Origin of the sequence: Blastochloris sulfoviridis (assembly GCF_008630065.1) — a bacterium.
In the GTDB taxonomy this organism is placed as follows: domain Bacteria; phylum Pseudomonadota; class Alphaproteobacteria; order Rhizobiales; family Xanthobacteraceae; genus Blastochloris; species Blastochloris sulfoviridis.
In genome coordinates, this window is record NZ_VWPL01000002.1 from 148,903 (window position 1) to 164,924 (window position 16,022).

The 16,022-nt window shown below is 68.8% G+C and carries 12 protein-coding genes; 9 read left to right on the forward strand and 3 right to left on the reverse strand.

Translation table 11 applies throughout. The annotated features are described in order from the left end of the window. Window positions 1-71 precede the first annotated feature (71 nt). The 6 genes from F1193_RS01755 to F1193_RS01780 all read left to right on the forward strand — a co-directional run bounded on the left by F1193_RS01755 (window position 72) and on the right by F1193_RS01780 (window position 7,253). Complete coding sequence (locus F1193_RS01755; RefSeq protein WP_150095946.1) at window positions 72-809, forward strand: amino acid ABC transporter permease; 738 nt, start codon at window positions 72-74, stop codon at window positions 807-809. Between the two features lie 7 nt (window positions 810-816). Then, window positions 817-1,509: an amino acid ABC transporter permease gene (locus tag F1193_RS01760; RefSeq protein ID WP_150095947.1), complete on the forward strand. Its 693-nt coding sequence runs from the start codon at window positions 817-819 to the stop codon at window positions 1,507-1,509. A 100-nt stretch (window positions 1,510-1,609) separates the two neighbouring features. Continuing rightward, entirely contained in the window at window positions 1,610-2,338 is a 729-nt protein-coding gene (locus F1193_RS01765; RefSeq protein WP_150096011.1) for an amino acid ABC transporter ATP-binding protein, read from the forward strand. A 248-nt stretch (window positions 2,339-2,586) separates the two neighbouring features. After that, window positions 2,587-5,043 (forward strand): DUF3772 domain-containing protein, encoded by a 2,457-nt coding sequence (locus F1193_RS01770; RefSeq protein ID WP_150095948.1) that lies wholly within the window; start codon window positions 2,587-2,589, stop codon window positions 5,041-5,043. Further along, a complete protein-coding gene (locus tag F1193_RS01775) occupies window positions 5,040-5,552 on the forward strand; it encodes a CAP domain-containing protein (RefSeq protein WP_150095949.1) in 513 nt (170 codons plus the stop codon). Before F1193_RS01770 ends, F1193_RS01775 begins: the two co-directional genes overlap by 4 nt. 78 nt (window positions 5,553-5,630) lie before the next feature. After that, window positions 5,631-7,253, forward strand: a complete 1,623-nt coding sequence (locus tag F1193_RS01780) for an AMP-binding protein (RefSeq protein ID WP_150095950.1) — start codon at window positions 5,631-5,633, stop codon at window positions 7,251-7,253. Window positions 7,254-7,275: 22 nt separating this feature from the next. Here the strand turns inward: F1193_RS01780 and F1193_RS01785 are convergent, their stop codons facing one another. Then, the gene (locus F1193_RS01785) at window positions 7,276-8,421 is read right to left on the reverse strand and encodes a GNAT family N-acetyltransferase (RefSeq protein ID WP_150095951.1); all 1,146 of its coding nucleotides are present in this window, start codon (window positions 8,419-8,421) and stop codon (window positions 7,276-7,278) included. A 414-nt stretch (window positions 8,422-8,835) separates the two neighbouring features. On the opposite strand from F1193_RS01785, the gene F1193_RS01790 reads away from it, so the two are divergent. After that, window positions 8,836-9,672, forward strand: a complete 837-nt coding sequence (locus F1193_RS01790; RefSeq protein ID WP_150095952.1) for a HAMP domain-containing protein — start codon at window positions 8,836-8,838, stop codon at window positions 9,670-9,672. A gap of 1,028 nt (window positions 9,673-10,700) precedes the next feature. Here F1193_RS01790 and F1193_RS01795 read toward each other — a convergent pair. Then, window positions 10,701-11,810 carry a CobW family GTP-binding protein gene (locus F1193_RS01795; protein ID WP_246164063.1) on the reverse strand — a complete coding sequence of 370 codons (1,110 nt, stop codon included), beginning with the start codon at window positions 11,808-11,810 and terminating at the stop codon, window positions 10,701-10,703. 97 nt (window positions 11,811-11,907) lie between these two features. Beyond that, the gene (locus F1193_RS01800) at window positions 11,908-13,203 is read right to left on the reverse strand and encodes a D-alanyl-D-alanine carboxypeptidase family protein (protein WP_170263263.1); all 1,296 of its coding nucleotides are present in this window, start codon (window positions 13,201-13,203) and stop codon (window positions 11,908-11,910) included. 495 nt (window positions 13,204-13,698) lie between these two features. On the opposite strand from F1193_RS01800, the gene F1193_RS01805 reads away from it, so the two are divergent. Both F1193_RS01805 and F1193_RS01810 read left to right on the forward strand, forming a co-directional pair. Next, a complete protein-coding gene (locus F1193_RS01805; RefSeq protein ID WP_150095955.1) occupies window positions 13,699-14,595 on the forward strand; it encodes an EamA family transporter in 897 nt (298 codons plus the stop codon). Between the two features lie 114 nt (window positions 14,596-14,709). Continuing rightward, window positions 14,710-16,014 carry a UDP-glucose dehydrogenase family protein gene (locus F1193_RS01810; RefSeq protein ID WP_150095956.1) on the forward strand — a complete coding sequence of 435 codons (1,305 nt, stop codon included), beginning with the start codon at window positions 14,710-14,712 and terminating at the stop codon, window positions 16,012-16,014. Window positions 16,015-16,022: the final 8 nt, after the last annotated feature.

Below are 16,022 nucleotides of genomic sequence, written 5' to 3' on the forward strand. Positions count from 1 at the left end.
CCGGCGTTGCAGGCGACGATCCGGCGCCAGGGCCAGCCCCGGCGCCACTCGCAAGGGCGGGAGTGAGGCGCGTGAACTATCATTGGAACTGGGCGATCTTCTGGGAGCCGTCGCCGGAAGGCTGGGGCAGCTATGCCGACATGCTGATGTCGGGGCTCTATTGGACGCTCGCCACCTCGATCGCCGCCTGGATCATGGCGCTGGTGCTCGGCGTCATCGTCGGCGTGCTGCGCACCATGCCCTACCGGATCCCGGCCGCGTTTGCCTACGCCTATGTCGAGCTGTTTCGGAACATCCCGCTTCTGGTGCAGATGTTCTTGTGGTTCTTCGTGATGCCGGAGCTGGTGCCGGAGGATTTCGGCCGCTGGCTCAAGCAGATGCCCAACGCGCCGTTCTATACGGCGGTGATCAGCCTCGGCTTCTTCACCTCGGCGCGCGTCGCCGAGCAGGTGCGCGCCGGCGTCGATGCGCTGCCGCGCGGCCAGAGGATGGCCGGCACCGCGCTCGGCCTGACGCTGACCCAGGTCTATCGCTACGTGCTGATGCCGATGGTGTTTCGCATCATCCTGCCGCCGCTGACATCGGAGTTCCTCAACTGCATCAAGAATTCCTCGGTGGCGCTGACCATCGGCCTGATGGAGCTCACCGCCCGCGCCCGCTCGATGCAGGAATTCTCCTTCCAGGTGTTCGAGGCCTTCACCGCGGCGACGCTGCTCTATGTCGCCATCAATCTGGTCGTGACGTTCGGCATGCGCTGGCTGGAGAAGTCGGTGGCGGTGCCGGGCTATATCGGCTCAAGCCGGACGTGAGGCGCCGATGTTCGCGGATTTCGATTTCGACGTCATCGTCCGGTCGCTGCCCTATCTGTTCTTCCACGGCATGGCGTTCACGCTCACGCTGACCGGGCTGTCGCTGGCCGGAAGCCTGGTGCTGGGCACGCTGGTGGCGCTGATGCAGCTCTCCAGCATCCGGGCGCTGTCCCTCCTGGCGATGGGCTACGTCAACCTGATGCGGGCCCTGCCGCTGGTGCTGATCATCTTCTGGTTCTACTTCCTGCTGCCGTGGATCGGCCAGTGGGTGACGGGCGCATCGCGGCCGATCCAGGTCGGCGCCTTCACCTCGGCGCTGGTCACCTTCACGTTGTTCGAGGCGGCCTATTTCGCCGAGATCATGCGCGCCGGCATCCAGTCGATCCCCAAGGGCCAGATCGCGGCGAGCCAGGCGCTCGGCATGACCTATTGGCAGACCATGGGCCATGTCGTGCTGCCGCAGGCGTTCCGCGCCATGATCCCGCTCATCCTCACCCAGACCATCATCCTGTTCCAGGACACCTCGCTGGTCTACGTGCTGTCGATTCCCGATTTCCTCGGTGCGGCGAGCAAGGTCGCCCAGCGCGACGGCCGGCTGGTGGAGATGTATCTGTTCGCCGCCGCGGTCTATTTCATCATCTCGTTCGCCGCATCGACCTATGTGCGCCACCTGCAGATGCGTATCGCGGTGGTGCGTTGAGGAGCGTCCCATGTCCATGACGAACGGCCCCGAGACCGCTGGCCCCGAGACCGCCGCTCCCATCGGCCGTGCGCTTGAGCCGGCGAAGACGGTGGCGCCGATGATCCAGATCGAGGGCGTCAGCAAATGGTACGGTCCGATCCAGGTGCTGAAGACCTGCACCACCCGCGTCGAGAAGGGCGAGGTGGTGGTGGTGTGCGGCCCGTCGGGATCGGGCAAGTCGACGCTGATCAAGACCGTCAATGGGCTCGAAGTGTTCCAGCAGGGCCGCATCACCGTCGACGGCATCCCGGTGGGCGATCCGAAGACCGACCTGCCCAAGCTGCGCGCTCGCGTCGGCATGGTGTTCCAGCATTTCGAGCTGTTTCCCCACCTCAAGATCATCGAGAACCTGCGCCTTGCGCAGATGAAGGTGCTCGGCCGCTCGTTCGAGGAGGCCAATGCCAAGGGCCTCAAGCTGCTCGACCGCGTCGGCATCAAGATGCACGCCGACAAGTATCCCGGCCAGCTGTCCGGCGGCCAGCAGCAGCGCGTCGCCATCGCCCGTGCCTTGGCGATGGATCCGATCGCCATGCTGTTCGACGAGCCGACCTCGGCGCTCGACCCCGAGATGATCAACGAGGTGCTCGACGTCATGGTGGCGCTCGCCAAGGAGGGCATGACCATGATGGTGGTGACCCACGAGATGGGCTTCGCCCGCAAGGTGGCGAACCGCGTGGTGTTCATGGATGCCGGCGAGATCGTCGAGGATGCGCCGACCGACACGTTCTTCGGCAGCCCGCGCAGCGAACGGGCGCAGGCGTTCCTGTCCAAGATCCTCTCGCACTGAACCTCCTGTCGCACTGAGTGGGGACGGCGGCGCCGCGCCGTCTTTCGCAAGGGAAGGCCGGCGGGTGGTCCCGACCGGGACGGCCCGCCATCTGGCGCGCGCAAACCGCAGGTTTGAGCGTTCTGCCGCATTTCGGCCCGAGTGAGCCGGCAAGGCACGGCGAACTGATGTGCCTGCGCCCGGGTCCCGCCGGACGATGGTCTGACAGACGCCGCCCGCCTGGGCGAGACGCCGGATCGGTTCCACCCATGACGATATTCCTCACCCGCTTCGCCCTGGCCGTGCGCCGGCTGGCCGCCGTGGCCGTGCTGTGCCTGCTGCCGCTGGTCGTGCTCGTGCCGCTGGTGGCGCTCGCGGCGACCGCCACGACGCCGGCTTCGTCCAAGCTGGACGACGCGCGCGGCGACGTCGAGCAGGTCGAGGCGCTGCTGGGACGCGACACGCTGCGCGACCGCGATCTCGAACAGCTCAAACTGAAGCTCGACCCGCTGCGCGAGGCGCTGCAGACGGCGATCAACACCACCGAGCCGCGCTTTGCCGAGATCAGCGCCCGCCTGAAGGAGCTCGGCAAGAAGCCCGAGGCCGACGCGCCGCCGGAGGATGGCAGCATCACGGCCGAGCGCGAGGAGCTCGAAAAGGCCATCAGCGCGCTCGATGCCGATCTCAAGCAGGCACGGGTTCTGCTGCTGCGGATCGATCAGGTTGGCGAACGCATCACCGAGCGCCGCCGCGCGCTGTTCGCGGCCGAGGTGTTCTCGCGCTCCAGCGGCATCTTCAATCCCGGCTTCTGGACGCGGGCCATTGCCGTGGCGCCGGATGAGATGCGCGGCGTTGCGTATCTCGGCACCGACTGGCGCACCTGGGTGGAGGCGCGGGGCGGACAGTCCGCGCTGGTGCAGCCGGCGCTGGTGCTGGCGGCGATGACGGTCATCGGCCTCATTGTCGCCCGCTGGTGGGGGCGCAAGCGCGCCTCGCGGGATCTGGCGTTCGATGCCCCGCGGCTGGCGCACGCGCTGTCGGCCTGGCGGGTGTTCCTGGCCGGCGCGGTTCCGTCCATCGCTGTCGCCGCGGTGCTGTTGTGGGTGCTGCAGTCGCACGACCTGCTGCCGCCGCGGCTGGTCGATCTCGGCCAGAGCATTCTCGTCGCGGTGGCGGTGATGGCGCTGGCGCGGTCCACCAGCCGGGCGGTGCTGGCACCCGACCGGCAGGCCCGCCGCCTGCTCAATTTCGACAGCGTGCGCGCCGGCCACCTTCACCGCCTGGTGGTGTGGGGGTCGCGGGTGTTCGCCGCCACCGTCGTGCTCAACGCCCTGCACAAGGCGGTGGTGGCGCCGCTGGCGCTGACGCTCGCCACCAGTGCGGTGATGGTGCTGGCGATGCTGGCGCTGGTGGCCTGGACGCTGTTGGCGACCAGGCCGGAGGCGCCCGAGGACGATGCCGAAGCCGTCGAGCCCGATCAGGCGCTGGCCTCCGAGCCGGAGGATGACGATTCGCGGGCGCAGCGCTGGCTGCGCCTGTTCGGCTGGATCGTCATCCTGGTCTGCCTGGTTTCGCTGTCGCTCGGCTATGTGGGCTTTGCGGCGTTCTTCATCGGCCGGCTGGTGATCGCCGCCATCCTGATCGGCATCATCTATCTGGCGATCGCGCTGATCGATGCCGTGGTGCAGGAAGCGATGTCCGCGTCGGCGTCGCGCGGGCGCCGCGTCGCCAGCATGCTCGGCGTGTCGCCGTCGACGCTGGACGTCACCGGCACCGTGCTGTCCGGCTTCGTCAAGGTGGTGCTGGTGGCGTTCGCGGCGCTGGTCGCGGTCGGCCCCTGGGGCGTGCACGTCGTCGACGTCACCTCCACCTTCTCGGAGGCGTTCTTCAGCGTGCAGCTCGATTCGCTGGTCGGCCCGGTGATGGCGGTCGCCGGCGCGGTGGTGCTGCTCGTCGGCATGCTGGTCGTGACGCGCCTGCTGCAGGGCTGGCTGGAGCGCAACCTGCTGCCGCGGACGCGGATCGAGCATTCGCTGCAGCACTCGGTGAAGCAGATCATCGGCTATCTCGGCATCATCGTAGCGGTGCTGCTGGCGCTCGGCCAGCTCGGCATCGACCTGCAGAACATCGCGCTGGTCGCCGGTGCCCTGTCGGTCGGCATCGGTTTCGGCCTGCAGTCGATCGTCTCCAACTTCGTCTCGGGCCTGATCCTGCTCACCGAGCGGCCGATCCGCGTCGGCGACACCATCGCGGTGAAGGGCGAGGAAGGCTATGTGCGGCGCATCAGCGTGCGCTCCACCGAGATCGAGACGTTCGAGCGGTCGAGCGTGATCATCCCCAACACCGACCTGATCACCGGCGTCGTCAAGAACTGGACGCACGGCAACCCGACGGGCCGGATCATCGTCGCCGTCAACATCCCCTACGACGCCGATCCGGACGACGTGCGCGACATCCTGATCGCCGCCGCCTGCGAGCACCCGCAGGTGCTGAAGAACCCGACGCCGCGGGTGTTCCTGCTCAAGTTCGGCGACTCCGCGCTGCAGTTCGAACTGCGCTGCGTGGTCGCCAATGTCGACTATTCGCTGACGGTGCGCAGCGATCTGCACTTCTCGATTCTCTACCGCCTGCGCAAAGCCGGCATCGTGATGCCGGTGATTCCCCCGCTGCCCGAGCCGGTGCCGCGCATGCCACCGGCGATCTCAACCGGGGATGTCACGCCATGACCCTGACTCGACGCCTGCTGCTGGCCGGCGGACTCGCGGGGCTGACCGCCGCTTGCGAAAGCGCGAAGATCGACCTGCCGGAAAGCTCCGGCGCCTCGCTCACCCGGCCGGGCGCCAAGCTCGACCGCCAGCAGGCCGTCGATCTCGTCAATTCGTTCCGCAGGAGCAACGGGCTCGGGACGCTGGCGCTCGATTCGCACCTGAGCGCGCTCGCCGAGGAGCAGGCCCGCACCATGGCGTCAGCCGGCCGACTGTCGCACGAGGTCGGCGGCGACCTGCCCTCGCGGCTGCGTCGCGGCGGCTACCGCTTCGCCACCGCCGGCGAGAACATTGCCGCTGGCCAGGATACGCTGGTCGACGTGTTCGGCGGCTGGCGGGCCTCGCCCGGCCACCGCTCGGTGATGCTGAGCGGCGACGCGACCCGCATGGGCATCGCCGCGGTGCAGGCGCCCAATTCCGCCTACAAGATCTTCTGGGCGATGATCGTGGCGCGGCCGCCCGAGAGCTGACGGACCGGGGCGAGGCGCCGATCTGGACCGGGCTCGCGCGTAAGGTTAGCGTCGGCGCTCTCTTGATGGGGGCCGCCGATGGGTCTTCTGCCGGACAGACGCGACTACCGGAGCCTGTACGACGAATTCCGCTGGCGCATTCCGGACCGCTACAACATCGCCGTCGATGCCTGCGAGCGCTGGGCGGCGGCCGACCCGGACCGCTTGGCGCTGATCTTCAAGCACGCCGATGGCCGCGTCGAGCAGGTTACCTATGGCCGGCTGTCGGAGACCTCCAGCCGGCTGGCCAATGCGCTCGCCGCCCACGGCATCGGGCGCGGCGACCGTGTCGCCATCCTGCTGCCGCAGGCGGTCGAAACGGTGGTCACCCACCTCGCGCTCTACAAGCTCGCGACGATCGCGGTGCCGCTGGCGGCGCTGTTCGGGCCGGACGCCATCGCCTATCGCCTCGCCACCGCCGGCGCCAAGGCGCTGGTCACCGACACGGCCGGCCTCGGCAAGCTCGCCGCGGTGTCGGATGATTTGCCGGATCTCAAGCTTGTCATCTCGATCGATGGAGATGAAAAGCCGGCTAAAAGTTTTTCGGCGCTCGTCGAGGCCGGGGCGCCGCACTTCCTGCCGGAGCACACCTCGCCGGACGATCCGGCGATGATGATCTTCACCTCCGGCACCACCGGCAATCCCAAGGGGGCGCTGCACGGCCACCGCGTGCTGCTCGGCCACATGCCCGGCGTGCAGATGTTCCACGAGTTCACGCCGCAGCCGGGCGACCGCTACTGGACGCCGGCCGACTGGGCGTGGGCCGGCGGGCTGCTCAACGTGCTGCTGCCGGGGCTGAAGCTCGGCGTGCCGGTGGTCGGCCGGCGGGCCGAGCGCTTCGATCCGGAGGACGCCTTCCGGCTGATGGGCGAACTCGATGTCGCCAATGCCTTCGTGCCGCCGACGGCGCTGCGCATGCTGCGGGCGGTGCCCTCGCCGAAGGGCCGCCACCGGCTGCGGCTGCGCACGCTGGGCTCGGGCGGCGAGGCGCTCGGCGCCGAGACGCTCGACTGGGGGCGCACGGCGCTGGGGCTGACGATCAATGAATTCTACGGTCAGACCGAGTGCAATCTGGTGCTGTCGTCGTGCGCGGCGATCGGCGTGTCGCGTCCGGGGGCGATCGGCCTGCCGGTGCCGGGGCACGAGGTGGCGGTGATTCGACCCGATGGTACCACCTGCGACATCGGCGAGACCGGGCAGATCGCGGTGCGCCGGCCCGACCCGGTGATGTTCCTCGAATACTGGAACCAGCCCGACGCCACCGCCGAGAAGTTCATCGACAACTGGATGACCACCGGCGACCAGGGCAGCCGCGACGAGGACGGCTACGTCCATTTCGTCGGCCGCGACGACGACGTCATCACCTCGTCTGGCTACCGCATCGGCCCGGGCGAGATTGAGGACTGCCTGCTCAAGCACCCGGCGGTGGCGCTGGCGGCTGTGGTCGGCAAGCCCGATCCGCTGCGCACCGAGATCGTCAAGGCCTTCGTGGTGCTGAAGGAAAATGTCGCGGCGAGCGATAAATTAGCCGGCGACATACAAATGTTCGTCAAGCAGCGCCTGTCGGCGCACGAATATCCGCGCGAAGTGGCCTTCATCGACGAGATGCCGATGACGACGACCGGCAAGATCATCCGCCGGGCCTTGCGGGCGCTGGGGTGAGCGGCGGCGATCCGCCGGGCGCTCACCGGCCGTGAAACATGGCACGCAAGGCGTCGCGCATCCGCCGAGCGGCACGGCGGGCTGCGCGCCGCAGCCGCTCGCGCGCAACCACGAGGGCGAAGCCGGCGCCGGCCGGCGGCAGGGCGACGATCCAGTCGGACACCGCGAGGCGGCCGCTCCACAGCCGGTCGATCATCGGGTGGCCGGCGATGGCGCAGGAGTCGACCTGGGCGAGGGTGGGGTCGGCGGCAAGCCGGGCGGTGAGGTCGAGCGTCGCCAGCACGCCCGGCGAGAAACGGGCGTGGGTCTCGTCGTAGGCGGTTTTCCAATACCAGGCCTGCGGGCCGCTGCGCAGCGTGACGGTGGCCGCGAGCGGTGCGCCGTCGAGCCGCGTCACGGCGATCTCGGCCTCGCCCTTGGCGGCGAGCGCGGTAATCGCCTGGCGGAAGAAGGCCTCGGCGTCCGGGTCGGCGGCAAGCGCGCTACCGCCGCGGCCCTTCCAGCCCGTACGCTCCAGAGAGATATAGGTGTCGATCGCCTCGGCGATCGGGGCATCGGCGGGGGCGATGGCCAGCGTCGGCGTGCCGGTTTCCTCCAGGCGGCGGCGCAACCGCGCCAGCTCCTTGCGGCGCTTGCCGCTTGGCGTGGCGGCACCGGCCGTGGGCACCAGCGCGGCGCGCCGGTGGGCGTCGAGTCGCACGAATTCGAGCCCGCGCTGCGCGAGAAGCCGGCTAAGGGCTCCTGCGACTGGCCCGTCGTCGGTCATCAGCGGCAGGAGGATGGCGCGCGGGCGGGGGTGCAGCGCCGCCACCGCATCGATCCACGAGCCCAGTGTTGATTCGAGTGAGAAACGGTCGACCAGGGGGGTCGACAGCGGCCCGTAGGGATGCGCCAGGGCTCGCCACACCGGTAGCGCCCCCCCGGCTAAGGATCCCGGAAACAGGCCGGCAAGGGCACCGTTACGCCAAATGCCAATGGTATTGGCAGCGCGGGCGGCAAGAAGAGAGCGGGCAGCGGCAAGGGCGAAGGCGGGCACATAGAATATATTGCGTTCGGTAGCGCGGCCGATCAGCGCCTCCCAGGCGGCGGATTCCGGCTGCCACCCCAAGAGCGGACGGGACTCGGAAGAGTTGTCTCCTTGAGACTTCGCGGTCTCGGCGATCGCCATTGGTGAGTCCGTCAGGGTTGCTTGGAGGGGCACAAGTGCGGGGAATCTCGAGCGATCTCGTCTGCAATGAAATTGCGAGTCAATCGGAATCTGCGGTCCGCGGGCGAAATCCAGAAGACAATTAATCGCGGGAGTCGTATACGTTTACCACACTGAGTCGCGGGGGGCGGCGCCATGCGTGTGGGTAACTCGGCGTTGTCGATCGGGATTTTCGGTACCCGGGTAGGTTTCGGGCGGATCGCGTGTATCCGAACGAAGGCGCTCGGGGTGATTGTGGTGCGCTGTTTGTTCACGGCGGAGTCGCCTGCGTTAACCATCCATTAACCACGCGTTCGTATCTGTTACATGTGCCGATCTTGGCACAAACATATGACCCTGGGGCAGGTAAGCCCTTGAAAAGCTTGGAGACCGACAATGTCCATGGCTAATCTCCGATTGACGGAAAAGATTACACTGCTGGTTCTCGGCATCGCCCTTTTTGTCGGCGTGGCCATCGCCTCGGTGGGCGACTGGACCCTTCGCCGAGTCGGCACCGACCTGAAGCAGGCCCGCCTCAACCACATCAACACGGCGCAGATCACCGCCACGGATTCCGTGACGCCGGTTGTGCGGGCCGATGGCAGCGTGGTGGGCATCCTGGTTGTGCGCGGCGGCGCCGCCAACGAGCCGACGATCATCAAGGCCTCCAACACCGCCCCGTCCGCCAAGGATGTGGTGTTCATCTCGGCCGCGGCGATGAGCGGCGCGGATGACGCGCTCGTTCCGATCGAGCAGATGCGCTCGACCCTGATCAGCACCACCGCCATCGTCATGCTGCTCGCCGGCGTGATCGGCCTGTTCGTCGCCCGCTCGGTCACCGCGCCGTTCGCCCGCCTGACCGCGGACATGAAGCGCCTCGCCAAGGGCGACACCAACCTCAAGTTCACCAACAGCAGCCGGTATGACGAAGTCGGCGAAATGTCGCGCGCTCTCGAGACCGTCCGTGACTCGATCGTCGAGGCCGGCCGTTCGAAGCAGACCTACAGCCAGGGCGCCGGCCTCGGCCAGATGTTCTCCGGCCTCCGTCTGGACAGCGCGGCGTTGAACGGTGCGGTCGACCGCCTCAGCGACACGGCGTTCGAGCTTGGCCGCGGCATCATCCGCGTCCTGGAGATCGTCACCAACGAACTGGCCTCTGTCGGCCGCGAGGTCGTCAAGCTCGATCTCGGCGGCGCCATCCGCGGCTTCTTCGGCCAGCAGGCCCGGGCCTGATCCGGACGACCTCGGTCAAGGACTTCGCTCGGTTAAGAACTTAGACGGTCACTGAAGTCTCCAAGCTTCTTGACATCCGTTCCTCGGGCGCTTGGCGCCGGGCGCCCGAGGCGGACACCAGAAGCGGCGGAGACCGGAAACGACGGGAGGCCGGAACCCAAACGATAGGAACCCAAGCGACACGAACTTAAGCGACGGGAAATTCGAACCGAAGACGATTTCCGAGCGGAAGAAGACTTCCGACCGGACGACGGCAGGGCGAAAAGCCAGCTTCCAAAAGACGACCGTTCGGTATGCGGCAAAGCATCGAGACGCCAAATCCCGGACGAACGCGCAGACAAATCGAACTTGGAAATCGAACCTGTAAATCGAACTTGGCCATTGGGAGTATCGGTTGCCGCCGGACGTGCGGCGGACACAGCGGGTCGAAGCGGTCAGGCCGCCGGAAGGGGGGAGACCACCGGGCTCGCGGTTCCAGGTCGAGGGTTCAGCCGGAGAGGCCGAAGGCGGGACGATCGAGCGGGGCGGTGTTCGCGGTGGCAGTGTCGGGCGGACGGTGGCCGGTCCCGGAGGGACGGTTCTGGAGGGGGGGCTTGACAGCGTGGTTGACGGGGTGGTTCCGGCGACGTGGTGTCGAGAGCTTCGGTTCCGGGTGTTGGATTCGGGCAGGAGCCGGGATGCGTCACCGGAGTGCTGAAACCCGGCGGGGTTCATAGGACGCCGGGTGGAGTGCCTGCCCATTGCAGGATCGACGGACCGGTTGCGGTCCCGGGATGCTCGCGCCGGCAGGGAGGTTGAAGACGAAATCGAAGACAGCGTGTGCCGCACGCCGCTCTTGCGGATCCAAAGACGGCGTGCGGAAAGAGTGAAGCGGCGGACGTTGGGCCGGGGAGGATAGCCGGCAAATCGTCGGCGTCTCCCAAGATCGACCCGGTTTTCAAGATCGATCCGATCCTCGAAAGTGGCCGATTGGTTCGGACCGTCCGGCGCACCGGACGCCGAGGGGGACCGTGAGCGGAGGGCTGTGCTCAGGACAGGCGCAGGCCGGGCACCGCCAGCGGGTTGTCGATGAGTGCCGTGGCATCCGGCGTGTCGATCTGCGGCTCGCCGAGGAATGCCGCAAACAGGCGGCGGACCACGGAGGCGTCGAGGTCGCGGGCGATCAGAACGAGCCGGGTGCGCGCGTCGCCGTCCGGCCAGGCCGGCAGCGTCAGCGGCGGGTGGAAGATGTGCTGGACGCCGTGCAGCACGACCGGCGTGTCCGGATGCTCTGCGAGCTTCACCACCCCCTTGAAGCGGAGAAGGTTCGGGCCGTGCGCGGCCCGCAGGAGATCGACGAACCCGTCGAGTGCGGCACTTGAAATCGCCCGCTCGGTGGTGACGGTGAAGGCGCGGATGCGCTCGTCGTGGCGGTTCGGGCTGTCGCAGCGGCCCTGCGCCTCCGCGGCGGCGACCGATTCGTCCGACAGCCAGCGCATGACGTCGCTGGGCTTGCTCGCCGGATCGAAGGGCCCGGCGCCGAGCAGCGCCGCGGGGGTGGCCTCGCCAGCCGCCGCGTCGAACCTCAGCGCTCCCGGCGCCAGCCGATCGAGGCGGGCGAGCAGGCCGTGGAACGCGGCGCGGATGGCGCCGGTGACGAGGTCGGTCTTGGTCAGCACGATGCGGTCGGCCACCGCCACCTGCTTCACGGCCTCGGGGTGGGTGTTGAGCGTCGCCGCGCCATTGATGGCGTCGACAACGGTGACGACGCCGTCCAGCCGGTAGCGCTGGACGAGATAGGGGTGCGCCATCAAGGTGTGCAGCACCGGGGCCGGGTCGGCCAGCCCGGTGGTCTCGATCGCGACGCGGGCGATCGGCGGGGCGCGGCCATTGTCGATCCGCCGCAGCAGATCCTCCAGCGCCGACACCAGCTCGCCGCGCACGCTGCAGCACAGGCAGCCCGACGACAGCAGCACGACGCCCTCGTCGACGTGCTCGACCAGGAGATGGTCGAGGGCGATCTCGCCGAACTCGTTGATCAGCACCGCGGTGTCGGCCATCGCCGGATCGTGCAGCAGGCGGTTGAGCAGCGTCGTCTTGCCGGCGCCGAGAAAGCCGGTCAGCACGGTCACCGGCAGGGGGGCCGGACGAGGGGTCATCTCAACATCCATTCGCGAAAAGTGCAGCGCCGTGTGCGCCAAGCCGCAGGCGGCTCGTGCGGTTTCCGGCATTCCGGCGTGACCGGTCGGCCCCGCCTCAGTTGCTGCGCGGCCGCGGCCGCGGAACCGGTACGCTGGCTGTGCCGCCGCCGGGGGCATAGGCCGAGAGGTTGGGAATGGCCGGTGTTATGGGCTTTGTCAGCGGCAAGGGTGCGCCGCCGGCCGCCACGCTTGCCGCGACCGCCCGGCCGTCGGGATTGAGACGGCGGGGGGCTGCTGCGAGCGTCGCCGGGGTGGAGGCGATCCCGGCCAGCAGGGTGTCGCCGCGCGCCGGGCCGACATAGACCGGCACCGCCGGACGGATCACCACCGGCCCGAGCAGGCTCGGTCGCGCCACCTTGCCGGGCTTGGCCGCGCCTGCGCCGGCCGCATTTGCACTGGCCGCCGCCGACCGGTCGCCGCGTATGGTGGCGTAGATGTCGTCGGGGTCGGAGGTGGTCCTGGGCACCGCCGCGCCCGCCGGCTCGTCGTCGGTGTCCTCGGCCTGCTTGCGGCCCTTGCCGCACACCACGTCGCTGATATTGGCCGGCCCGCCGCCGGTGTTGGAAATCGACTCGACGCTGGACGAGGACTCGAACAGGCTGAAGCGCGGCTGGAACCCCTTCTCCAGCAGGGCGGCGGCGGTCTCGTTGCGCTCGTTCGCCGTGGCGCCGCCGAACACCACCGCGATCAGCCGCTTGCCGCCGCGCGTCGCAGTCACGACCACATTGAAGCCCGAGGCGCAGATGAAGCCGGTCTTCATCCCGTCCGTGCCGTCGTAGCGGTGCAGCAAGGCGTTGTGGTTGCGCATCTTGATCTTGCCGAGCTGGATCGCCGGAATGCGGAACAGCGCCTCGGCCTGCGGAAACTCGTGGATCAGCGCGCGGGTCAGCACCGCCATATCGCGCGCGGTGGTGTACTGCTCGGCGTCGGGCAGGCCGTGCGGATTGACGAAGTTCGACCCGCTCATGCCGAGCCGCTGGGCATAGGCGTTCATGTCGGCAGCAAAGCCTGCGACCGAGCCGCCCAGCGTCTCGGCGACGGCGACGGCGACGTCGTTGGCCGACTTCACCATCAGCATGCGCAGGGCGTTCTCCAGCGTGATCTGCGTGCCGGCCTTGAAGCCCATCTTGGAGGGGGACTGCGCCACCGCATTGTCCGAGAAGGTGACGATCGTCTCCGGCCAGGCGCGGCCATCGCGGATGCGGGCGAGCGCCACATAGGTGGTCATCAGCTTGGTGACCGAGGCGGGATACCAGGGCCGTCCGGCCTCGCGCTGCTGCAGAACCTGACCGCTGTCGGCCTCAACCAGCAAAGCCGGCGCCGCGCCGGCTGGGGCGGCCGCGAGAAGCACTCCGGCCGCGGCGAGCCAGCAAACCGAACGAGAATGACAAACCGAACGAGAATGTAACGTCGGCAAGACCTCGCTCCTGTTCCGGCACTGTCCGTTGATGCGCGAATTGGCCCGCGCCACTGCCGTCCCGGTCAAGCTTCCGCCGGCCGGCAGCCCGCCGCATGGAGCGGGCACAACACGCCTTTCTAGCCCATTTGGACCGGGGCGCAAACCGCGCCGGCCGGGCGGCAGACACGCTGTGGGCGAGATGCGGTTTGCGCGCAACAGCGCCGGATCTGGGGTATACAACGCTGGAACGGCCCGTTGCACCGGCCGCCGGAGCCGCTCGTGTGCCGTGCGAACGCGCCCGGTGCGGTTTCCGGTCGATCGCTTCGGGTACCGGAAACGATCCCGCCGAAAAACCCATGTTCGGATCCGGGTGTTGCGGCGAACCGAACGCGAAGCTCCGGCTTGGTCCGCCGGACCTTGCATGACGCTGCGGAGCGGCCGACGCGAATGGCCTTCGAACTCCTGTGGATACCGGCGACCCTGTTCGCCGCCGCCACCCAGACCGCCCGCAACGTGCTGCAGCGAAACCTCACCGACAGCCTCGGCACGGTCGGCGCGACGCTGGTGCGCTTCCTCTACGGCCTGCCGTTCTCGCTCCTGTTCCTGGCGCTGGTCGCGGCCGGCTCGGGCGCGCTGCCGCCGCTGCCGGGGCAGGGGGCGCTGGCCTGGGCCGCGTGCGGCGGACTCGCCCAGATCGGCGGCACGGCGATGATGCTGGCGGCGATGCGGCGCCGCTCGTTCGCCGTCACCATCGCCATGCTGAAGGCCGAGCCGGTGCTGGTGGCGCTGGCGGGCGTCTACATGCTGAACGACCTGCCGAGCGTCGCCGACGCCGCCGGCATTGCAACCGCCACCTGCGGCGTGGTGCTGGTGTCGCTGTCGCCAACGCGCGGCCGTGGCGGCGGGGCCGATCCCGGCGCGGCGGGCCTCGGGCTCGCCGCGGGGGCGCTGTTCGCGGTCGCGGCGGTCGGCTTCCGTGGGGCCATCCTGGCGGTGCCGGCGGCCAATGCGGTGCTGGCGGCGTCCACCATCCTGGTCGTGGCGCTCGCCTTCCAGACGGCAGTTCTCGTGTTTTGGCTGATGATTGCCGACCGCCCACGGTTGGCCGCGACGCTCGCGGCCTGGCGGGCGTCGCTGGCGGCCGGCTTCACCGGGGCGCTGGCCTCGCAGTTCTGGTACATCGGCTTCGCCCTCACCTCGGCCGCCAATGTCCGCACCCTGGCGCTGGTCGAGGTGCCGTTCGCGCACGTCGTGTCCGGCCGGCTGCACGAGGCGGTGTCGCGGCGCGAGATCGCCGGCATGGTGCTGATCGTGGCGGGGGTGGCGGTGCTGCTGCTGGGCTGATGCGGCAGATCATCCTGTGGTGGCGCCAAGGCCGATCTCGCCTTCCGCCGCCGCCATTGCTAGAACGTGGCCTCTGTCCGGCTTGGGCGCCGGCTGCAGCGGGGAGTCGAGCCGATGCGGGTCGCAATGATCGGAACGGGCTATGTCGGGCTGGTATCCGGCGCCTGCTTCGCCGATTTCGGCCATCAGGTGGTGTGCGTCGACAAGGATGCCGGCAAGATCGCTGCGCTGGAGCGTGGCGTGATGCCGATCTACGAGCCGGGGCTCGAAGATCTGGTGGCGAACAACGTCAAGGCCGGCCGGCTGTCGTTTGCCACCGCCCTCGCCGAGCCGGTGCAGAATGCCGATGCGGTGTTCATCGCCGTCGGCACGCCGTCGCGCCGCGGCGACGGCCACGCGGACCTGTCCTACGTCTATGCCGCCGCCCGCGAGATCGCGGCGAGCCTGTCCGGCTACACGGTCGTCGTCACCAAGTCGACCGTGCCGGTCGGCACCGGCGACGAGGTCGAGCGCGTCATCCGCGAGGCCCGGCCCGATGCCGATTTCGCGGTGGTCTCCAACCCGGAATTCCTGCGCGAGGGCGCGGCGATCTCCGACTTCAAGCGGCCGGACCGCATCGTCGTCGGCACCGAGGATCCGCGCGCCCGCGAGGTGATGGCCGAGCTCTACCGGCCGCTCTATCTCAACGCCGCGCCGCTCCTCTACACCCAGCGCCGCACCTCGGAGCTGATCAAGTACGCCGCCAACGCCTTCCTGGCGATGAAGATCACCTTCATCAACGAAATCGCCGATCTGTGCGAGCAGGTCGGCGCCAATGTGCAGGAGGTGGCGCGCGGCATCGGCCTCGACAACCGCATCGGCTCGAAGTTCCTGCACGCCGGGCCGGGCTATGGCGGCTCGTGCTTTCCCAAGGACACCCAGGCGCTGGTCAAGACGGCGCAGGATGCCGGCGTGCCGCTGCGCATCGTCGAGACGGTGGTGGCGGTCAACGATGTGCGTAAGCGCGCCATGGCCCGCAAGGTGATCGCGGCACTCGGCGGCGCGCCGCGCGGCCGCACCGCGGCGGTGCTGGGGCTCACCTTCAAGCCCAACACCGACGACATGCGCGATTCGCCCGCGCTCGCCATCGTCACCGCGCTCGAGGATGCCGGGGTGACGGTGCGCGCCTTCGACCCCGAGGGCATGGAGCATGCCCGCGCGCTGCTGCCCAACGTCACCTATTGCGAGGGCCCCTATCAGGCCGCCGAGGGCGCCGACGTGCTGGTGATCGTCACCGAATGGGACGCCTTCCGTGCGCTCGATTTCGCCCGGCTCAAGACCATCATGAACCAGCCGGCGCTGGTCGATCTGCGCAACATCTACCGTCCGGACGACGTCGCCAAGGCCGGCTTCACCTATACCTGCGTCGGGCGCGTCTGAGCGGGTGC